The following is an 18,978-nucleotide window of genomic DNA, read 5'->3' on the forward strand; positions in this document are numbered from 1 at the left end:
GGGTGTGATGCATCCTACCGTGAACATGCCGTAGTTGGCTTGCGGAGGAGGGCTTATTCCACTTCTATCATAGCCTTAATAACACCCGTGGCGGGGTCGAGCCAACTAGCAAACACGTCCTTGGCCTGCCCGAACGGCACGCGGTGGGTGATGTAGGTGGTAGGCTGCACCAGGCCCTGGTGCATGGCGTGCAGCACGTGTTCAAAATCGGCGCGGGTGGCGTTGCGGCTGCTCATAAGCGTGGCCTCGCGCTTGTGAAACTCGGGGTGCGAAAAGCTGATATCGCCCTTCTGCAAGCCTACCAGCACAAAACGGCCGCCGTGGGCCAGGTACTGAAACGCATTGTTGATGGCCCGCTGGCTGCCTGTAGCGTCGATGACTACTGTGGGCATGTCGCCGTGGGTGATGTGGCGGAGTTGCTCGGCCACGTCTGCATCGCCGGCGTTGATGGTATGCGTCACGCCCAGGGCCGAGCGGCAGAAGTCGAGGCGCTGCTCATTGAGGTCGAGGGCAATGACGTGCGCGCCGGCAATGCGGGCAAACTCCATCACGCCCAGCCCAATGGGGCCAGCACCTACCACCAACACAAACTCGCCGGGTTGCACCCCAGCCCGGCGCACGCCGTGCGCCCCGATGGCCAGCGGCTCCACAAGCGCCAACTCATCGAAAGTGAGGCTGTTGCCGTGCACCAGCGCGGCGGCGGGCACGCCCAGTAGTTCGGTCATGCCGCCGTCGAGGTGCACGCCACATACTTGCATCTGCACGCAGCAGTTGGGTAGGCCGCGCCGGCAGGCTATGCACGTGCCGCAGCCAAAGTAGGGGATGAACGTAACCGCTTCGCCAACCTGAAAGTCGGTGGCGTCGCCGGGGGCTACAATTTCGGCGGCCAGCTCGTGGCCCAGCACGCGGGGGTAGGAGAAAAAGGGTTGCGTGCCCTCAAACGCGTGCAAATCGGTACCGCAAATGCCAATGCGACGGATGCGCAGCAAGGCATCGCCGGGCCGTAGGGTAGGGGTGGGACGGTGCTCGTAGGCGAGTTGGGTGGGCGCGGAGCAGACGAGGGTATTCACGAATAGTTGGTAGGATGATACAGTGGCAAGCTATAGACAGGCGAATATGGCGCGGGGCTGTGCCCCGTGTCTACTAATCGCAGGCCTCTGGCCTGCACCGCTAGAACACTAGACCTAGTGGCGCAGACGACGGCAGGCCAGAGGCCTGCGATTAGTAGACACGGGGCTGTGCCCCGCGCCATGGCTACCTACTAAGCGTTAGCGAGGGCGCGGTCGAGATGTACGTAGCCGCCGTCCACGTGCACAATCTGGCCGGTGGTATGGCTGCTGCGCGGTGAGAGTAGGAATGCGGTAGTGTTGGCAATTTCCTCAGCTGTGGTCATGCGGTTTTCCAGCGGAATCTTGCTAGTGATTTCGTGGAGCTTCTCCTCGGGATTAGGTAGGGTTTGAATCCAGGTTTCATAGGCGGGCGTCCAGCATTCGGCTACCACCAGGGCATTCACGCGGATACCGTATTTCAGCAATTCCACCGCCCACTCGCGGGTGAGAGCGTTGCGGCCACCGTTGGCAGCAGCGTAGGCGGAGGTGTTGCCCTGGCCCGTTTCGGCGGTTTTGGAGGTGATGTTTAGGATGGCGCCCTTCGACTTCTTCAGCTCCGGCAGCGCGTGGTGGGCCAGCAGGTAGTAATGCACCATGTTGCGGTGCAGGCTGCGCATAAACAGCTCATACGTACCGTGTTCCAGGCTCACGCCGTCGTTCACGCCGGCGTTGTTCACCAGGCCATCGATGCGGCCAAATTGCTCTACTACGGCCTGCACGGCGCGGGCGCACTCGGCGGGGTCCGATAGCTCGGCGACTATCTGGCCGGCCTGGCCGCCCGCGGCGGTTACGTCGGCTACCACTTGCTGGTTATCGGTTTCGTTGCGCCCGATGATAACCGGAATGGCCCCCTCAGCAGCCAGCACCCGCACAATGCCCTCGCCGATGCCCTTGGCCCCGCCGCTGACGATAATAACCTGATTCTGAAGTTGTAAATCCATGGGGTGGGAGGTTGTAGACTATTTGAGTTGATGATTGAGCAATGTAGAGACGCATATTTGCGTCTCGTCAGTCGCGCCATTTGTACCACGTTGGAGTCATTCGGAAAGTAATATGCATCCGGTCGTTCAACGACGAGACGCAAGTATGCGTCTCTACACCGTTCCAGCTCGAATAGCTTTTAAAGTCGATAGAAAGCGGCAGCATTTTCGCCCCAGAACTGGGCTTGCTCGGCGGTCGAAAAGGCGCGGAGGTAGTCTTCGATCAACTCCACCAGGCGGGCATAGCCCCCGGCCACGTTGCACACGGGCCAGTCGGAGCCAAACAGGAGCCGCTGGGGTCCAAAGGCTTCGAATACCACGTCGAGGTAGGGATGGAAGTCCTGGGGCTGCCAGTGTTGCCAGTCGGCCTCCGTGACCAGGCCGGACACCTTGCACAGCACGTTTTCGTGCGCGGCTAGTGCCCGAATGTCCTGCGCCCACGGTTCCAGCGTGCCGGCTTTGATGAGGGGCTTGGCCAGGTGGTCGACCACGAAGGGCTGGGTAGGGAAGGCCTCGGCCAGCTCGGCGGCGTAGCCAAGCTGGTCGGGCAAAATCAGTAGATCGTAGGTGAAGCCCGCGTCGAACAACGCCGCGAGCCCGCGCCGAAACGAGGGCCGTAGCATCAGGGCGCGGTCTTCCTCACCTTGTAACACGTGCCGGAAGCCTTTCAGCTTCTCAAACTGCGCGTAGCGGGCTAGGCGCTCAGCCACGTTGTCGGCCTGCAAATCCACCCAGCCCACCACCCCCCGGATAAAGGCATGCTCGTCGGCCAGCGTCAGCAGCCAGTCGGTTTCGGCCTCGCTTTGGCTGGCCTGCACCGCCACGCAGCCATCCAGGTTGTGCTGTTGGAGCAGCGGCGCCAGATCGGTGGGGAGGAAGTCGCGCTGGATAGCGGCCATGTCGGGCGTTATCCAGGCGTCGCGCACGGCGTCGAAGTGCCAGAAATGCTGGTGAGCGTCAATTCTGGCCATACGCTTTCACCTGCTGGCGGGCGGTGCCCAGGCCGTCGATACCCAGCTCCACTACGTCGCCGGGCTTTAGGTACACGGGCGGGTTGAAGCCTAGCCCTACCCCGGCCGGCGTACCGGTGGAGATGATGTCGCCGGGCAGCAGGGTCATGAATTGGCTGAGGTAGGAAATCAGGAAGGGAATCTTGAAAATGAGGTTGGCGGTGGTGCCGTCCTGCATCATTTTACCGTTCACCGACAGCCACAAACGCAGGTTGTCCACGTCGCCTACCTCGTCGGGAGTTGCCAGAAACGGGCCTACCGGCGCAAAGGTGTCGCAGCCCTTGCCCTTGTCCCAGGTGCCGCTACGTTCCAGCTGAAACTCCCTTTCCGACAAGTCGTTGTGCAGGGCGTAGCCGGCAATGTAATCGGCTGCGTCGGCCTCTTCTACGTAGCTGGCGCGCTTGCCAATCACCACGGCCAGCTCCACTTCCCAGTCGGTTTTCACCGAGTTTTTGGGAATAATGATGTCGTCGTGCGGGCCGATGTAGGAGGTGGTTGATTTCATAAACAGCACCGGCTCGGGCGGGGGCGTGGCGCCGGTTTCCTTGGCGTGGTCGGCGTAGTTGAGGCCGATGCACAGGATTTTAGACGGCCGCGCTACCGGCGGTCCTAGCCGCTCGCCATCGGCGAGAGGCGTGAGCCGGCCTTCGTGACTTTGGACAAACTCGGCGAGGCGTTGTAAGCCACCGTTGGCAAAAAACGCCTCGTTGTAGTCCTCGCCAAAGGCTGATACATCATAGGGCTGGTTGTGGAGTAGAATACCGGGTTTTTCATGGCCGGGCTGGCCGTAGCGGATCAGTTTCATGCAATCAGGGAAAGAGGGAATAGAACGTTTCGGACCGCATACTATCAAAAAAACAGCAAGTGCAGGTCCCTTCCAGCTTCTGAGCCAATAAGCTACGGTCCGTAGTGCAGCCTACCCTCCTGGCCTATCCTGTGCAAGGAAAGCGAACCAAACCGCCGAAAACGGACGAAAAGGCAGCTAGATAGAACCAGATCCGCGGCTCTTCGATCCATAACTTTTTACGAGTTTTGGGTTTATTGATCTGTTTTCACTTTTTCCCATTACGCATGCACACCTCCTCCATCCAACAGAATATCCTGAGCGAACTGGACCACGAGCTAGCTAGTACCCGCCGGGTGCTAGAACGCGTCCCCCACGACCAAGCCGACTACCGCCCGCACCCCAAAAGCATGACGCTCTGGCAACTGGCTACGCACGTCGTAAACCTGCTAGCATTCAAACAGCTCTTCGTAGAGTACGCCTCCCGCGACTTCCTCGACCCCAACGGCCCGAAGCCCGGCCCCACGCCCACCAGCCACGAGGAACTGCTGGCCCGCTTCGACGAGTACAGTGCCACCCTGCGCCAGGCCCTACAGGCCTCCAACGACGAACAGCTGACCGAAAACTTCCGCCTGCACCGCGGCGAGCATACCGTGTTTGAGTGGCCCAAAGCCACGGCTATCCGCCTTATGGGCTTCAACCACAGCATCCACCACCGCGGCCAGCTCACCGTGTACCTGCGCCTACTCGATATCCCAATACCCGGCCTCTATGGCCCTAGTGCCGACGAGAAGTAGGGATTAGAAATGCTGGGATGGCGCGAGGCACAGCCCCGCGCCATCCCAGCATTTAATTCTTCTTTTTAATTGAAAACACTTGCTCGCCGGCAATCCAGGTTTGGCGCACTTTGGCAGCGCGCAACTTGTCGTTGGGGGCTTGCAGCAAGTCCGTATCTAGTACCACAAAATCGGCGGCCATGCCGGGCTTAATCTGGCCTTTCTGTTTTTCCTCGAAGGCGGCGTGGGCGGCCCAGGTGGTCATGCCGCGCAGGGCGTCGGGGCGACTCAGGGCATTGCTCATCTGAAAACCGCCAGTGGGGTAGTTCTTGGCGTCTTGCCGGGCCACGGCCGCATGGAAACCATAGAGCGGATTGATGTCCTCCACCGGGAAGTCGCTGCCCAGCGCTACCTGGCCGTATTGCTTCAGTAACTCCTGGTAGGCGTAGGCGGTTTCGAGGCGTTGCTGGCCCAGCCGCTCGCCGGCCCAGTACATATCGGAGGTGGCGTGGGTAGGCTGAATGGAGGGCACAATGTGATACTGACCAAACTTTGGAATATCGGCCCGGCTGACCACCTGGGCGTGCTCGATGCGCCAGCGCCGGTCGGTTTGGCCTTGGAGCGCGGCGCCGTAAATATCCAGCAGCAGGCGGTTGCTAGAGTCGCCGATGGCGTGGGTATTCATCTGAAACTTGGTGGCAGCCAATTCTTTCGCTAAGTCGCGGTAGTACTCGGGGTGTTGGAGCAGGAAGCCGGTTTCCTCGGGGTGGTCGGTGTAGGGCGCCAGCAAACTAGCGCCGCGCGAGCCCAGCGCTCCATCGGCGTACACCTTAAAGGAGCAGATGGTCATCCGGTCCTGAAACACCGGGCCTTTGGGTAGGTAATAGGCCTTGTTTTCGGGGGTAGGGTTGAGCATGGCGTAGAGGCGCAGCTTCAACTTGCCGAGCTTCTGCAAGGCGGCCATGCGCTCAATGTCGGTGCGGTCCAGGCCGGCATCGGCGAGGCTGGTGAGGCCCACGGCCACGCAGTTCTGCTGGGCTTGCAGCAGGGCCTCTTCGGCCTCGGTAGGGGTAGGGTCCGGCACTCTAGCCGATACCAGCTTCACGGCGTTATCCACCAGCAAGCCCGTAAGCTTGCCCTGCCGGTCGCGACCAATCACGCCGCCACTAATAGGCGTGTTGGCCGTGATGCCGGCCAAATCGAGGGCAGCTTGGTTGGCCAGGGCAGCGTGCCCATCCACGCGGGTAATGAACACGGGCGTGCCGGGAAACAGCGCGTCTAGGGTGTCTTTGGTAGGAAATTGCTTGCGGGGCCAATCGTTTTGGTCCCAGCCACGACCCGTAAGCCAGGTGGCATCGGGCTGCTCCTGGTGGTGCTGGGTCAGGCGCCCTACCACCGCAGGCCACGATTCAGTGCCTACCAGGTCGGCGGAGCGCAGGCCTAGGGCATAGCGGTAGAAGTGGCAGTGCGCGTCGTAGAAGCCGGGGTAGATGAACTGGCCGTTGGCATCCACTTCCTCCTTCGCCTGATACTTCGCCCGCAACGCATCGGCTGCGCCCACTGCCACAAACTTGCCGTCCTGCACCACAAACGCCTGCGCGTTGCTGAAGGTGGAGTCAACGGTGTACACGGTGGCGTTGTATACCAGCAGATCGGCTTGCTGGCGGTTGGTAGACTGGCAACCCAGAAACGGAAGCAGAAACAGAAGCGGTAGTAGGCGTCGGGTCATAGAGGAAGCAGAAAGAAAGCGGAAAGGTACAATGCCTATCTGTCATCCCAACTCCACTTGTCATTGTCATCCTGAGCTTGTGAAGGACCTTATCACGCGAGAACGAGTCGTTGTTACGCCTGTTGTTCTACCGTGATAAGGTCCTTCGCAAGCAGACACCAGATCAAAGATGACAGATAAGGTAGGGATAACAGATGATTACAACCCACAAAAAAAGCCCTGCCGGGTAGGGCAGGGCCGAAAGCGCAGGTCGGAACTCCTTACTCGAAGCGCATGTGCTTCACCGATTCGCCGGAGTTGCGCAGCTCCAGCAGCGACTCGATGCCGATTTGCAGGTGCGTGGTCACGAAATCGGCGGTTACTTTCTTGTCGCTCTCGGACGTTTTCACGCCGTCGGGCGTCATGGGGTTGTCGCTCACTAGCAGCAGCGCGCCGTGCGGAATCTCGTTCACGAAGCCTACTGTGAAAATGGTGGCCGTTTCCATATCCACCGCCATGGCCCGAATCTGGCGCAGGTAGTCTTTAAAGGCCGTGTCGTGCTCCCACACGCGGCGGTTGGTGGTGTATACGGTGCCGGTCCAGTAGTCCTTTTCGTACTTCTTGATAGTAGAGGATACCGCACGCTGCAACCGGAAGGAGGGTAGGGCGGGAATCTCGGCGGGCAGGTAGTCGTCGGAAGTACCCTCGCCCCGGATGGCAGCAATGGGTAGGATCAGGTCGCCGAGCTTGGTCTTGCTTTTCAAGCCGCCGCACTTACCCAGAAACAGCGCTGCCTTGGGCTTCACGGCTGAGAGCAAATCCATTACGGTAGCTGCCATGGGCGAGCCCATCCCGAAGTTGATGATGGTGATGCCGTCGGCAGTGGCCGTTTGCATGGGTTTATCGAGACCCTGCACCTCTACCCCGAACTGCTCGGCAAACATGTGCACGTAGTTCAAGAAGTTGGTGAGCAGGATGTACTGTCCAAAATCCTTCAGGGGTACGCCCGTGTAGCGCGGTAACCAGTTTTCTACAATGTCAGCTTTTGTTTTCATAGAGTGATTTTTAAGTTTAAGTTATTGATTGTTAAATTGTTGTTTTTGTTGTCATGCTTCGACTGCGCTCAGCACGACGCCCCACATGCTCCACGGATTTTGGGTGTAGCGAAGTAACCGGTTGTGAAAACAACCATTCAAACATATAGCCATACAACCATGTATCCGGGTACAAAAAAACCGTCGGTCCCTGAAAAATCAGGATACGACGGCACGGAGCGAAAAAAGCGGGAACCGAAGTTCTGGGCCGTACCTTTGGAGGTGATGCAAGCCTTAAACCTGCCGCCTTTCGACTACAAAGTTACAAATTCGGGCGGAAATATCCTAATCTGGGACGTGCTGCGCCGTAAGCATGTAGTTCTAACGCCCGAAGAATGGGTGCGCCAGCACGTGGTACACTACCTTACCGGCCACCTGGGCTACCCACTGGGCCTGCTTTCTCTGGAACGCGGCCACGCCTACAACCAGCGCCGCAAACGCACCGACCTCTGTGCTTACGATGCCCACGGCAAACCCCTGCTGTTGGTAGAGTGTAAAGCGCCCTCCGTTCCTATTACGGCCGCGGTGGCTATGCAGGCGGCTACCTACAACCAAACCATCGGGGCGCCGCTGCTGCTGCTCACCAATGGCCTGGAGCACTATTGCTGGCGCGTCGATTTTGAGCAGCGCACCAACGAGCGGCTGAGCGAAGTGCCCCCTTACGTGGTGGCAGGGTAGGGGCCAGCATCTGGCAACTAGTGTTGAAGCAGCTTCTGCAAATTAGAGGAAGGCAGGAATAGAGACGCGGAAGATATTTTTATGCCGCAACAGAGTTGCATTGTAAAATGCCTGCCTACCTTTGTGGTTCATCTAGTTTTCATGCGTTGCTGCTAACACGAGCTTGCCGTCATCAACTAGTAGCCTGGTGGCTGCTGCTGTTGCTCGGGCGTATTCTAACGCCAGAGACGGCTGTGTTGAGCCTGCACGCGCATAAGCATACCACCGTCGAGCCGGCTCGGGCAGTGGCAAGCCAGGGTAACGCCAAGGCCTTGTTAACGCCTCAGCACCAGCATTGTGCGGTGGAGCATTTTTATGATGCGCCTCTCCAGCGTGTAGCTACATTGCGCATAGCAGCACCGTGGCGCGCGCCGGCCTACCGTTGCTATCGGCCGTTGGCTGCTGTACATCGCGTCTCTTATACTGGATGCCGACCTGCCTTACGTGGGCCGCCAGTGGGGTAGTCTTGTTTCGGTAGCAAGCTGACTTATTCTGCCGAACTACTACCGTGTTTCTGTACCGATTGTCCTTCGGGCTCTACGTCGGTTTCGGGCTACCTTTTTAAGTGCAACATACCTTCATCTTATCGTGTGTGGGTAGCGTTTGCACGTAGCCCACTAGGCCCGAAGAAGGGTAGCATGCCTATTCTCAATTGCTATTCGGGCGCCTTTGTAAGGTTGCAATGCGCTAGCGGTTGCCGCGCCTAGTCTCGCTTTGCGAGCCATCCCTTCAATTTCTTCTCTCAACTGCCACTTCCTAGTGGCCGGCCTGGGCGTACGCCATAGGTTTCACAGCACTTTTATGCGACAACTTTTATTCGCTTTCTTCTGGTTGATGCCACTGTTGACCTTCGCGCAACAGCAAGGACAGATTACAGGGCGCATTCTCAGCGCCGATAATAAGCCCATTGAGGGCGTATCAGTATTAGAAACCACGGGGCGCTTTTCTGCCCTCACCGATGTGCAGGGCCGCTTTACGCTCGATCAGCTGCCGCTGGAGCAAATAACGCTCGTCACACGCACCCTCAACTTCAGCGAGGAGCGCCGCACGGTGCTGCTCACGGCCGAGGCACCCCGTGCCACCGTCGAAATACGGCTGAACGCCAGCTCCAACGCCTTGCAGGAGGTGGAAGTACTGGGCCGTAAAGAGACTACCTATAAGAGTGACTACAGCTTTGTGGGCACGCGCACGGCCACGGCGCTTATCGACGTGCCGCAGTCCATCTCGACTGTGACCAAGGAGCTGATGGAGGACCGGCAGGTATTTCGCCTTACTGATGTGGTGCGCAACGTGGCCGGCGTGGCGCAATACTCGCACTACGATGACTTTACCGTGCGCGGCTTCCGCAACGGCTACGAAAGTGGCTTCCGGCTGCTGAACGGCCTGCGCTCGGGTTTCAGCTACGGTAACTCGTTTACGCAAGCGCCACTCACGGTGAACCTGGAGCGGGTGGAGGTGCTGAAAGGCCCCGGCGCGGCGCTGTTTGGCGACATCAACCCCGGTGGTACCATCAACATGGTCACGAAAAAGCCGCTGGCCGAAGCTCGCAAGGCCGTTACGTTTTCCACGGGCAGCTTTAATACTACCCGCGCTACGGCTGACTTCACTGGGCCGCTCAACGAGCAGAAGAACGTGCTCTACCGCTTCAACGCGGGCTACGAAAAAACCAACACCTTCCGCGACGTGAACGACACCAAGTCGCTGATGATAGCGCCCACGGTGACCTTTCTGGTGTCGGACAAAACTACGCTGAACGCCGAGTTGGTGTATACCCACATTGATGGCTACCTGGACCGCGGCCTACCCATCCGGGCCAACGACTTGTACGCGACGTCGCGCTCCTTGACGCTGAGCCAGCCCAGCGACTACTTCCGCACCAACACCTACTACCTGAACGCCTCGCTCACGCACAAATTCACGGATTGGCTGACGCTGAGCGCGTCCTACCTCGACTTCACTTACAACGAGAACCTGAGCGAGCACCGCACCCTGAACAGCTTTGCCGATGCGCCCGCCAACACAGTTGTGAACCTGCGCTACTTCGATCGCCGCGCCGAGGAGTACACCAAAAACCTCTCGACCTACTTCTCGCTGAACCGCAACACCGGCCCAATTGCCCACAAAGTGGTAGTAGGCGCCGATTACATCCGCTTCAATACTGATAAGCAGAGCACCATGTTTGAGGCCCGGCAAAAGCTGGTGAACGGTGTGGCCACTCCGCTGACCTTTGATTTGAAGAGCCCGCTGTACGAAATCCAGGACCCGACCAAGTATATCCGCCGGCCCCTGCCGCAGTTCTTCGTCGACTACATCAACTCGGTGTACCACACGGTGGGCATCTACGCGCAAGACCAGCTGGAAGTGACGCCGCGCCTGGGCGTGCTGCTGGGCGTGCGCTACGAGCTGTTTGCCGACGAGCGCGACTACCCCGACGGTTCTACCACTGTTCCACAGCGCCGCTTGCTGCCCCGCGCTGGCCTTACCTACTCGCTGCTCGACAACCTGAACTACTTCGCCAGCTACAGCTCCGGCTTCCGACCGTTGAAGCCCGAGTACATTCGCTTTCCGGAGCGCTACGGCCGCAGTTCGGCTTTCAGCCCCGAAACCAGCTACCAAGTGGAAACTGGTTTGAAGGGCGAGTTCTTCGATAAGGCGCTGTTTGGTACGGTGGCGGTATATCAGATTGAGAAGCGTAACCAACTGGTAGCCACCAACGGCCTCACGGCCGAGGGCGGGCAGGTGTACCGTCAAAACGGAATAGCCCGCTCGCGTGGCGCGGAGGTAGAGCTAACCGGCAACGTGCTGCCAAACCTCAGTCTAAACCTAAACTACGCCTTCAACCGCACGGAAGTGCTGGACGCCGATTTGCAGGCTGAGGACGGGCAGCCGCTCGCCAATGCGCCCAAGCACATGGGCGGCCTGTGGGCAAAATACGTCTTCACAGTGCCAGGCTTGCGCGGCTTTGGGGTAGGGATAGGCAGCAACTACGTGGGCAACCGCCGCAGCGAAAACCAGGTGAAAGCAGTGGGTACAGGCGAGGAATACTGGGCGCAGTGGCCCAGCTATACCGTGGCCGACGTGGCGCTGTTCTACACCATCAACCGCTTCAACTTCCACGTGAACATGAACAACGTGTTCGACAAGTACTACTTCGTGGGTGGCTACGATTTCTTCCGCACCAGCCCCGGCGCCCCCCGCAATTTCATGGCGACGCTGGGGTATACTTTCTAGAAGCTAGCTCCCCTCCTTTTTTAAGGAGGGGGTAGGGGGTGGTAAAACTTGTCAGAACGATGCTAAATCTAGCTCTTTAACTCTAGCCAGAGCCATCCCAGCCCCTCAGAAAGGGAGGGGAGCTAGTGCTAAACCACAAACAACACATGACCTACATCCTCGAAGCCAAAGACCTACGCAAGCAGTACCCCGATAAGCTGGCGTTGCGTGGCCTGAACTTACAGATTGAAGCCGGCGAAGTGTTCTGCCTCCTGGGCCAGAACGGCGCTGGCAAGAGCACGACCATCAACCTGTTTCTGGGTTTCATTGAGCCGACGGCTGGGGCGGCCTACCTGAATGGGTTGGAGGTGGCCGCCAATCCGCTCAAGATCAAGCAGCACTTGGCCTACATTCCCGAAAACGTGATGCTCTACCCACACCTCACGGGGCTGGAGAATCTGTCGTTGTTCAGTAGCCTGGCGGGTTTCTCTTATAAAGAGAAGGAACTGCTGGCCTATCTAGACCAAGCCGGACTGCCCGCCGAGGCCGTGCAGCGCCGCGTGGGTACCTACTCCAAGGGCATGCGCCAGAAGGTAGGCATTGCCATTGCCGTGGCCAAGCACGCCAAGGTGCTGCTGCTCGACGAGCCTACCTCCGGCCTCGACCCTAAGGCCAGCAACGAGTTTTCGGAACTACTGCGCCAGCTGAGCCAGCAAGGCACGGCCGTATTCATGGCCACGCACGACATCTTCCGAGCCAAGGAGGTAGGCACACGAGTAGGCATTATGCGCGAGGGCGAGCTGGTGGACGTGCGCCCCACGGCCACATTGAACGCCAACGAGCTGGAGCAGCTCTATCTCACCTACATGCAGTAGTCGCCTGCCGGTCCGACGCCGCAGGCGTTTGACCGGTTGCCGCCTGCTGGCATCCGCGCCGCTCGCACCAAGCGTCTGCAACATCAGCACGAAGCCCCACACGACAACCGGTCGGACGCCTGCGGCGTCGGACCGGCGGGACAGTTCGCACCAAAACAAACAGAAAGTTCTAGCCCATGATACAGAGCATTGCTCAAAAAGAATTTGCGAGTACCCTGCGCGACCGGCGCTTTGTGGTGCTGAGCGTGTTGCTGCTGGCCCTGCTGCTGGCGGCCACGCTGGTAGGTAGGGCCAGCTACCGCACCTTGCAACAGGAGCGCATGGTGGCCCAGCAGACCGTTAACGACCAGTTTCATAACCAGCCCAACCGCCACCCGCACCGGGTGGCGCACTACGGCTCGTTTGCCTTCAGGCCGCGCTCGGGGCTGAGCTTTTTGGATGCGGGGCTGGACTCGTTCACGGGTGCCTCGGTGTTTCTGGAAGCGCATCAGCAGAACAGCGTCAATTTCAGCCAGGCCCAGCAGTCGGGTTCTTTGATTCGGTTTGGGGAGCTGACGGTGGCGTTTGTGCTGCAAGTGTTGGTGCCGCTGCTGATTATTTTCTTGTGTTTCAGCGCTTTCACGGAGGAGCGCGAGACGGGTACGCTGAAGCTGCTCGTGAGTCAGGGCGTGCCGCTGCGGCAAGTGGCGTGGGGGAAGATTGCGGGCTACGGCCGGGCCGTAGCCCTGGTGGTAGGGCCGGCGCTGGCGCTGGCCGCGTGGCTGCTGTTTGGGGAAGAAACGTTTGCCCACAACGCCGATGTGTGGGTGCGGCTGGCTTTGTTTGTAGTAAGCTACGCGGTGTATTTTTTCCTGTGGATAGTGGGCACGGTGGTCGTATCGGCGCGGCAACGGCACGGACGCTCGGCGTTGGTGCTGCTGCTGGGTTGCTGGATGCTGGGCTGCATCATCCTACCCAAAGCCACGGCCAACCTGGGCGCTACCCTGTTCCCCACCATCACCAAAGCCCAAATGGACGCCGACGTGCACGAAACGGCCCAGAAAGGCATCAACGGCCACGACCCGCAGGACCAGCGCACGGCCGCCCTCAAAGCCAACCTGCTAAAACAGTACGGCGTCGAGTCCGAAGAAAAACTACCGGTGAGCGTGGGCGGGCTGGTGATGGCCGAAAGCGAAGCCTACACCAGTAAGGTGTACCAGCAGCATTTTGCCGACCTCACGCGCACCTACGAGCGGCAAAATGCCATTTCCAACTGGGCCGGGCTCTTGAATCCCTACCAGGCCATCCGGCCGCTGTCGATGGGCCTGGCTGGGTCCGACTTCGCCCACTACGTGCACTTTCAGCAGGCCGCCGAGGATTACCGCTACCAGCTCATGCAGCGCCTCAACGGCTTGCAGGCCAGCATGGGCTATGGCGATAAAGAGCGCAAGCTGGATGCCGCCACCTGGCAGGCCATTCCCACCTTTGCCTACCAGACGCCGCCCGTGGGCTGGGCGTTGGGCTACCTGCTGCTGCCCGCGCTGGCCTTGCTGCTGTGGGCCGTAGGGTTGAGCTGGCTCGGGCTGAAAGTGATTGATAAAACCCCCGTTGTGTAGGCTGATGAAGATTTTCTGGATTTTAGTACAGTATGAATGGCGGCACTTTAAAGCCGCCAAAGGCCTTGTAGTGCTCACGGGCCTAGTGTTGCTGGTGGGCCTCTACGGCATCTACTACGGCACTACCGAGCTGAACCGGCAGCGCCAGCACCTGGCCGAGCTGCCTACACTGGCCCACCATAACGTGGAGGAACTGAAAGTTAAATTCCCAAAGCCTGCCGACGCCGGCGAAATTGGGTACTACCACACCACCTTTGCCGTGCACCACCCGCTAAACTGGGCAAGCCTCTCGCTGGGCCAGCGCGATGTGAACCCTTCTTACGTGAAGCTGCGGCTGTTGGGCCTGCAAGGCCAGCTCTATGCCGCCGAAAACGTGAACCCCACCAAGATGCTCAGCGGCAACTTCGACCTGGCCTTTGTGCTGGTCTACCTATTTCCGCTGCTGATTATTGCGCTGTGCTTTAACCTGTTGTCGAGCGAGCGTGAGCAGGGGATTCTGCCGCTGCTGCTGGCGCAGCCGGTTTCGGCCGGCGTGGTGGTAGGGGCCAAGCTCACGTTTCGGCTGGGGTTGGTGCTCGGGCTGGCTTGGTTGCTGTCGGCGGTGGCGATGGGGTGGGCGCGGGTGCCGCTGGATGGTAGGGTAGGGCTGTGGCTGGCGTTGGTGACGCTGTACTGCTTGTTCTGGTTCGGGGTGGCGCTCCTTGTCACGGCGTGGCAGCGGCCATCGGCCTTCAACGCGGTGGCGCTGGTGGGGGTGTGGCTGCTGCTGTTGGTGTTGGTACCCGGCCTCCTGAATGTGTACGTAGCCGCGAAGCGCCCCGTGCCCCAGGGCATCGAGCTGACGGTGAAACAGCGCGAGGAAATCCACGGCGGTTGGGACAAGCCTAAGGCTGAAACCATGCAGCGTTTCTTCGCCCTCTACCCCCAGTGGCGCGACACGGCTACCATCCGGGAGCGGTTTGTGTGGCGCTGGTACTATGCCTTCCAGCACCTCGGCGACGTGTCGGTGCAGCCCCTGGCGGCCGCTTACACCACTGGCCTGCGCCAGCGCCACGAGTTGGTCGAAAAGCTCAACTGGCTTTCGCCCGCTGTCAACGTGCAAACCAGCCTCAACGCCCTGGCCGGCACCGACCTTCCTACCCACCTGGCCTTTCAGCAAAGCGTAGTGCACTACCACGATGCGCTGCGGGCGTACTACTACCCGTTCCTCTACAACAAAACCCCTTTCACCCACACCGACTACGCCGGCGAGCCTACCCATACCTTTACCAGCACCTCAGAAACCCCCACGGCCGTGCAGGGGTTGTGGAAGCTATTGGTGAGCACGGGGGTAGTAGGTGCCGTGGGGCTGCTGCTATTCCGGGCGCGGCCCGTAGCGCCGCGCTAGTGTTCTTTTCTGATTCCATGATTACGCCCCGGGCGTGCGCCGGTCCGACGCCGCAGGCGTCCGACCGGTTGCCGTTGCTGCTGTTTGCATAGGTTGCGTAGTTGTCAGCACGAAGCTCGTTCAACGGCAACCGGTCGGACGCCTGCGGCGTCGGACCGGCACACACCTAGGGCAAACCTTTCATTCCCACAAGATGCTCACTCGAACGCTCTTCTTTCTTCTCGCTCTTTTCGCTGCTTTTACTAGTGCCACTGCCGCGCCGGTGAAACCCTTCGTCTTTCAAAACCAAACAATTAAAGCCGGCTCGAAGCTGTCAGTGTTGCTGCCCGTTACGGATGGGAAGGACAGCACCGTGATACCCGTTAGCGTGTTTCACGGCACCAAAAAAGGCCCGGTGCTGGGAATCATTGCCGGCGTGCATGGCTACGAGTACCCGCCCATCATAGCCGCGCAGCAGTTTGCCCAAACGCTGGATCCTACCCAGCTGAGCGGCACCGTGATTCTGGTGCACCTGGCCAACGTGCCCGCGTTCCTGGGCCGCCGGCTTCGCGTGAACCCACAGGACGAGAAAAACCTGAACCGCGTATTTCCTGGCAAAGCCGATGGCACCATCACCGAGCGCATTGCCTGGACGCTGGGCAACGACATCATGGCCCGCTGCAATTATGTGCTCGACGTGCACGCCGGTGAAGCCAACGACGACCTGCGCCCCTACGCCGGCTACTACAACTACTTCGACACGCCCGCCCTATCGGAGCAGGGCCGGCAGATGGCCGTGGCGTTGGGATTTCCCTACGTCATTCAGTTCGGCAACGAGCCTACCCTCACCGGCCAACCGGCCACGTATTGCTCCCGCGAAGCCGTGAAGCGCGGCATTCCGGCGGCGGATATCGAGTGCGGCCGCTTCGGCATGGCCGAAGCCGAGAACGTGGCGCTGATCAAGCAGGCCTTGCACAACCTGCTGGTGCATCTGCACATCGCCGAAGGCACGCCGTCAACAAATCAGCCCTACCTCATCAAGCAGCGCACCTCCATCGAGAGCGAGCACACAGGCTTTTTCTACCCCCAGGTGAAAGCCGGCGAGTTCATCGCCAGAGGCCGTAAGCTGGGCTACATCACCGATTTATTTGGTAATCCGGTGGGTGATGTGGTGTCGCCGGTGAAGGGGGTGGTGCTGTACATGAGTAGCACGCCGCCTATTAGCAAGGGGCAGGAATTGTTCAGCGTCGGGCACGTGGAGTAGCCTTAGCCAGCGATGGAGCTGATTGGAATAAACTGGCCTACTACCTGCGCTAATTGCTCGGGATGTTGCGTGCCGAGCAAGAACGTTTCTCCGCTCTTTTTGTGCAGCAGCAAGCCGGTGTTGCCTTTTGCATTGTATACCGTGCCGTAGGTAGGGGAGGCTCTGATGCCATACCCTACAAACCCATACCGGATGATCTCAGCCTTTTGAATGTCAGCCCAGGCTAGTTGCGTGCTGGTTAGCGGAGTGTAGCGCAGCTGGATTCCTTGCGCGTTGACGTTCGTGCGGAGGGTGAGGGAATAAAAAAAGGCGACGATGGCTGCTAGAAAGACAGAGGAAACCAGCAACCCTGTGTTCGACATAGGATGGTTGCCGAAAGGCTGGCCTAGAATAACTTGCTGCGTAATGCCCCACACCCAAATTCCAACAACTCCTGCGAGTAGAAGCCACAGCCACCACTGGGTCATTTTTTGCGTTTCCTGAAACTCCGTCATGGTGTAGAAGTCTGCGTGAGAATGTATTCTAATATATCGTTTTTCTTTGCTTAGTGAAGCATAGGTAGCGAAGCTGTTTAGGCAGTAGATCGAGCATGACAGCCTGACCTACTGCCTAAGCAGCTTCAGCATATACCAACCCAGCCAGCGTTTCCACACAGCAAGGCAGAGCAGACGCCGGAAGCACCTCCCGTATCAACAGTCTGGTGGGCTACCCAAGTAGGATGGAACTCTCAGGGTAGCAGCTTTTTCGGGGAAAGCGAGGAGTTTGAACAACGATATTCGCGCTGATTCGAATAAAGGAAGGTAGAGTGCAATTATGATTCTGAAGCAGAGGAGGAATTATGGGAACGAATGATAAGTCATATTCATAGTAAAAAAATGAGTTAGTAGCTTCTATGCTCAAATTAATGGGTTATAGAGTATAATAATAGCTAGTGAACAGCAGGGGCCTGCTTGATGTCACATGTATTAATTTTTGAATCGAGCTGTATAAATATTGTTATATTGTCAATTTTTTGTGCAAAATTTCGAGATTTAACAATTTGGTGATGATTGGATCCTACTGAGCATCGTAGCTTTGTGCGTTGTTTTGTGCCCCTGCTGGTAGGGGGCTGTTTTGGATCCTTTTATCTACTTCATGCCAACACCTTTACGCTTGGGTAGCCGCACCGCTTGGCTGCTCTGCCTGTCTTATTTTGCCCTCTCAGTACCGCGCGTGCTGGGGCAAACCACGCCCACAGGCGCGACGCAGGAAACCTTCGATACGGGCACAAAACCCGCCTACCCGGCCGGAGAAGTGACATTCCCCTCCGGTACCTGGCTGCTCACCGACGCCGTAGTAGGCGCCGCCGAAGCCGACCACAAAAACGGCGCGCAAGCCGTACGACTGCAACAGGCTGGGCGCCTGACCATGCAGTTCTTCCTGCCCAACGGTGCTGCGACCATCACGGTGCAGCACGCCCTCTACGGTACCGATGCCAGCAGCAGTTGGGAGCTGTGGGCGCAGCCCCAAACCGCCTGTAACTGTGATAAGTGGACCAAGGTAGGCGCCACGGTATTTACCACCAGCAGCACCTTGCAGGCCGCTGCCTTCACGGCCAATATCCCCGGTGCCGTCAAGTTCGAGATTCGCAAGACCTCGGGCGGCGCGGCGCGGCTGAACATCGACGATTTCGCGGTGACGCCTTTCGGCGCTACGCTGCCGTCGGTAGACAACTCCCACCTGGCGCTGGGCAACCCCAGCGGAGCTACCGCCGACCCAAGCTACCCCAACAACTACCTGCTCGACAAGCCACATTACGCCGTGTCGTATAGCCGCGACCGGGGCACGCCCAACTGGGTGAGCTGGCACCTCGACGCTTCGGACCGGGGCGGGGTAGGGCGCCAAGACGACTTCCGCAACGACACCAGCCTGCCCGATGGGTGGTACCAGGTGCAGTCGAGCAGCTACACGGGCTCGGGCTTTGATAGGGGCCACAACTGCCCCTCCGCCGACCGTACCTCTACGCGGGAAAACAACTCGGCCACGTTCCTGATGACGAACATGATTCCGCAGGCGCCCAACAACAACCAGAAAACCTGGGCCAACCTGGAAAACTACGGCCGTACTTTACTGCCTGACAACGAGGTATATATCATCATGGGTAGCTACGGCGTGGGCGGCTCAGGCAGCAACGGCGGCACTACCACCACCATCGACCAGGGCCGCGTGACGGTGCCCAGCCGCGTGTGGAAGGTGCTGGTGATTTTGCCGGTCGGCGACAACGACGCGGCCCGCATCACGGCCGGCACCCGCATCATTGCCATCGACACGCCGAACATCAACACGCTCAGCGAGCAGTGGGGCGACTACCGCACCACCGTGGACGCCATTGAGGCCGCTACGGGTCTGGATCTGCTGTCGGCCCTACCCCTGGAAGTGCAGGCCGTGGTGGAAGCGAAAGTAGACAACGGCCCGACCAATTAATCCCCGATTTTTCACGGTTTGTCGCGG

15 protein-coding genes are annotated in these 18,978 nt (G+C 59.2%); 8 read left to right on the forward strand and 7 right to left on the reverse strand.

Annotated elements, in window-relative coordinates; translation table 11 throughout:
* Nucleotides 1-53: 53 nt before the first annotated feature.
* The 4 genes from F1C16_RS03900 to F1C16_RS03915 form a co-directional block, all read right to left on the reverse strand.
* Nucleotides 54-1,070, reverse strand: coding sequence for a zinc-binding alcohol dehydrogenase family protein (locus F1C16_RS03900; RefSeq protein ID WP_185283056.1), 1,017 nt, complete (start codon nt 1,068-1,070; stop codon nt 54-56).
* Between the two features lie 191 nt (nt 1,071-1,261).
* Nucleotides 1,262-2,050, reverse strand: coding sequence for an SDR family oxidoreductase (locus F1C16_RS03905; protein WP_185283057.1), 789 nt, complete (start codon nt 2,048-2,050; stop codon nt 1,262-1,264).
* 179 nt (nt 2,051-2,229) lie between these two features.
* On the reverse strand, nt 2,230-3,060 hold the full coding sequence (locus tag F1C16_RS03910; protein WP_185283058.1) for an amidohydrolase: 831 nt from the start codon (nt 3,058-3,060) through the stop codon (nt 2,230-2,232).
* Nucleotides 3,047-3,904 (reverse strand): fumarylacetoacetate hydrolase family protein, encoded by an 858-nt coding sequence (locus F1C16_RS03915; protein ID WP_185283059.1) that lies wholly within the window; start codon nt 3,902-3,904, stop codon nt 3,047-3,049. The genes F1C16_RS03910 and F1C16_RS03915 overlap by 14 nt, the downstream gene beginning before the upstream one ends.
* Before the next feature lie 266 nt (nt 3,905-4,170).
* On the opposite strand from F1C16_RS03915, the gene F1C16_RS03920 reads away from it, so the two are divergent.
* On the forward strand, nt 4,171-4,680 hold the full coding sequence (locus F1C16_RS03920; protein WP_185283060.1) for a DinB family protein: 510 nt from the start codon (nt 4,171-4,173) through the stop codon (nt 4,678-4,680).
* 52 nt (nt 4,681-4,732) lie between these two features.
* Here the strand turns inward: F1C16_RS03920 and F1C16_RS03925 are convergent, their stop codons facing one another.
* Together F1C16_RS03925 and F1C16_RS03930 are read right to left on the reverse strand one after the other, a co-directional pair.
* Nucleotides 4,733-6,388: an amidohydrolase gene (locus tag F1C16_RS03925; protein ID WP_185283061.1), complete on the reverse strand. Its 1,656-nt coding sequence runs from the start codon at nt 6,386-6,388 to the stop codon at nt 4,733-4,735.
* Between the two features lie 260 nt (nt 6,389-6,648).
* Nucleotides 6,649-7,422 carry an AMP nucleosidase gene (locus tag F1C16_RS03930; RefSeq protein ID WP_185283062.1) on the reverse strand — a complete coding sequence of 258 codons (774 nt, stop codon included), beginning with the start codon at nt 7,420-7,422 and terminating at the stop codon, nt 6,649-6,651.
* 264 nt (nt 7,423-7,686) lie between these two features.
* On the opposite strand from F1C16_RS03930, the gene F1C16_RS03935 reads away from it, so the two are divergent.
* The 6 genes from F1C16_RS03935 (at nt 7,687) to F1C16_RS03960 (ending at nt 16,488) form a co-directional block, all read left to right on the forward strand.
* On the forward strand, nt 7,687-8,139 hold the full coding sequence (locus tag F1C16_RS03935) for a type I restriction enzyme HsdR N-terminal domain-containing protein (protein WP_185283063.1): 453 nt from the start codon (nt 7,687-7,689) through the stop codon (nt 8,137-8,139).
* Between the two features lie 840 nt (nt 8,140-8,979).
* Nucleotides 8,980-11,409 (forward strand): TonB-dependent receptor, encoded by a 2,430-nt coding sequence (locus F1C16_RS03940; RefSeq protein ID WP_185283064.1) that lies wholly within the window; start codon nt 8,980-8,982, stop codon nt 11,407-11,409.
* A 146-nt stretch (nt 11,410-11,555) separates the two neighbouring features.
* Nucleotides 11,556-12,263 carry an ABC transporter ATP-binding protein gene (locus F1C16_RS03945; protein WP_308461647.1) on the forward strand — a complete coding sequence of 236 codons (708 nt, stop codon included), beginning with the start codon at nt 11,556-11,558 and terminating at the stop codon, nt 12,261-12,263.
* 176 nt (nt 12,264-12,439) lie between these two features.
* The gene (locus F1C16_RS03950; protein ID WP_185283065.1) at nt 12,440-13,858 is read left to right on the forward strand and encodes a DUF3526 domain-containing protein; all 1,419 of its coding nucleotides are present in this window, start codon (nt 12,440-12,442) and stop codon (nt 13,856-13,858) included.
* A 4-nt stretch (nt 13,859-13,862) separates the two neighbouring features.
* Nucleotides 13,863-15,245 carry a DUF3526 domain-containing protein gene (locus F1C16_RS03955; protein WP_185283066.1) on the forward strand — a complete coding sequence of 461 codons (1,383 nt, stop codon included), beginning with the start codon at nt 13,863-13,865 and terminating at the stop codon, nt 15,243-15,245.
* Between the two features lie 193 nt (nt 15,246-15,438).
* A complete protein-coding gene (locus F1C16_RS03960; protein ID WP_185283067.1) occupies nt 15,439-16,488 on the forward strand; it encodes a succinylglutamate desuccinylase/aspartoacylase family protein in 1,050 nt (349 codons plus the stop codon).
* Nucleotides 16,489-16,490: 2 nt separating this feature from the next.
* On the opposite strand, the gene F1C16_RS03965 is transcribed toward F1C16_RS03960, so the two are convergent.
* Nucleotides 16,491-16,982 (reverse strand): hypothetical protein, encoded by a 492-nt coding sequence (locus tag F1C16_RS03965; protein ID WP_185283068.1) that lies wholly within the window; start codon nt 16,980-16,982, stop codon nt 16,491-16,493.
* 640 nt (nt 16,983-17,622) lie between these two features.
* On the opposite strand from F1C16_RS03965, the gene F1C16_RS03970 reads away from it, so the two are divergent.
* Nucleotides 17,623-18,951, forward strand: a complete 1,329-nt coding sequence (locus tag F1C16_RS03970) for a DNA/RNA non-specific endonuclease (RefSeq protein WP_258049022.1) — start codon at nt 17,623-17,625, stop codon at nt 18,949-18,951.
* Nucleotides 18,952-18,978: the final 27 nt, after the last annotated feature.

Origin of the sequence: Hymenobacter sp. NBH84 (genome assembly GCF_014217645.1) — a bacterium.
Taxonomy (GTDB): Bacteria; Bacteroidota; Bacteroidia; order Cytophagales; family Hymenobacteraceae; genus Hymenobacter; species Hymenobacter profundi.

Bases quoted from the DNA above. Each gene is read 5' to 3' on its own strand.
- F1C16_RS03950 (WP_185283065.1), top strand. From the start codon at position 12,440: ATGATACAGAGCATTGCTCAAAAAGAATTTGCGAGTACCCTGCGCGAC.
- F1C16_RS03940 (WP_185283064.1), top strand. From the start codon at position 8,980: ATGCGACAACTTTTATTCGCTTTCTTCTGGTTGATGCCACTGTTGACC.
- F1C16_RS03910 (WP_185283058.1), bottom strand. From the start codon at position 3,060: ATGGCCAGAATTGACGCTCACCAGCATTTCTGGCACTTCGACGCCGTG.
- F1C16_RS03960 (WP_185283067.1), top strand. From the start codon at position 15,439: ATGCTCACTCGAACGCTCTTCTTTCTTCTCGCTCTTTTCGCTGCTTTT.
- F1C16_RS03925 (WP_185283061.1), bottom strand. From the start codon at position 6,388: ATGACCCGACGCCTACTACCGCTTCTGTTTCTGCTTCCGTTTCTGGGT.
- F1C16_RS03930 (WP_185283062.1), bottom strand. From the start codon at position 7,422: ATGAAAACAAAAGCTGACATTGTAGAAAACTGGTTACCGCGCTACACG.
- F1C16_RS03920 (WP_185283060.1), top strand. From the start codon at position 4,171: ATGCACACCTCCTCCATCCAACAGAATATCCTGAGCGAACTGGACCAC.
- F1C16_RS03935 (WP_185283063.1), top strand. From the start codon at position 7,687: ATGCAAGCCTTAAACCTGCCGCCTTTCGACTACAAAGTTACAAATTCG.
- F1C16_RS03955 (WP_185283066.1), top strand. From the start codon at position 13,863: ATGAAGATTTTCTGGATTTTAGTACAGTATGAATGGCGGCACTTTAAA.
- F1C16_RS03945 (WP_308461647.1), top strand. From the start codon at position 11,556: ATGACCTACATCCTCGAAGCCAAAGACCTACGCAAGCAGTACCCCGAT.
- F1C16_RS03905 (WP_185283057.1), bottom strand. From the start codon at position 2,050: ATGGATTTACAACTTCAGAATCAGGTTATTATCGTCAGCGGCGGGGCC.
- F1C16_RS03915 (WP_185283059.1), bottom strand. From the start codon at position 3,904: ATGAAACTGATCCGCTACGGCCAGCCCGGCCATGAAAAACCCGGTATT.
- F1C16_RS03970 (WP_258049022.1), top strand. From the start codon at position 17,623: ATGCCAACACCTTTACGCTTGGGTAGCCGCACCGCTTGGCTGCTCTGC.
- F1C16_RS03965 (WP_185283068.1), bottom strand. From the start codon at position 16,982: ATGACGGAGTTTCAGGAAACGCAAAAAATGACCCAGTGGTGGCTGTGG.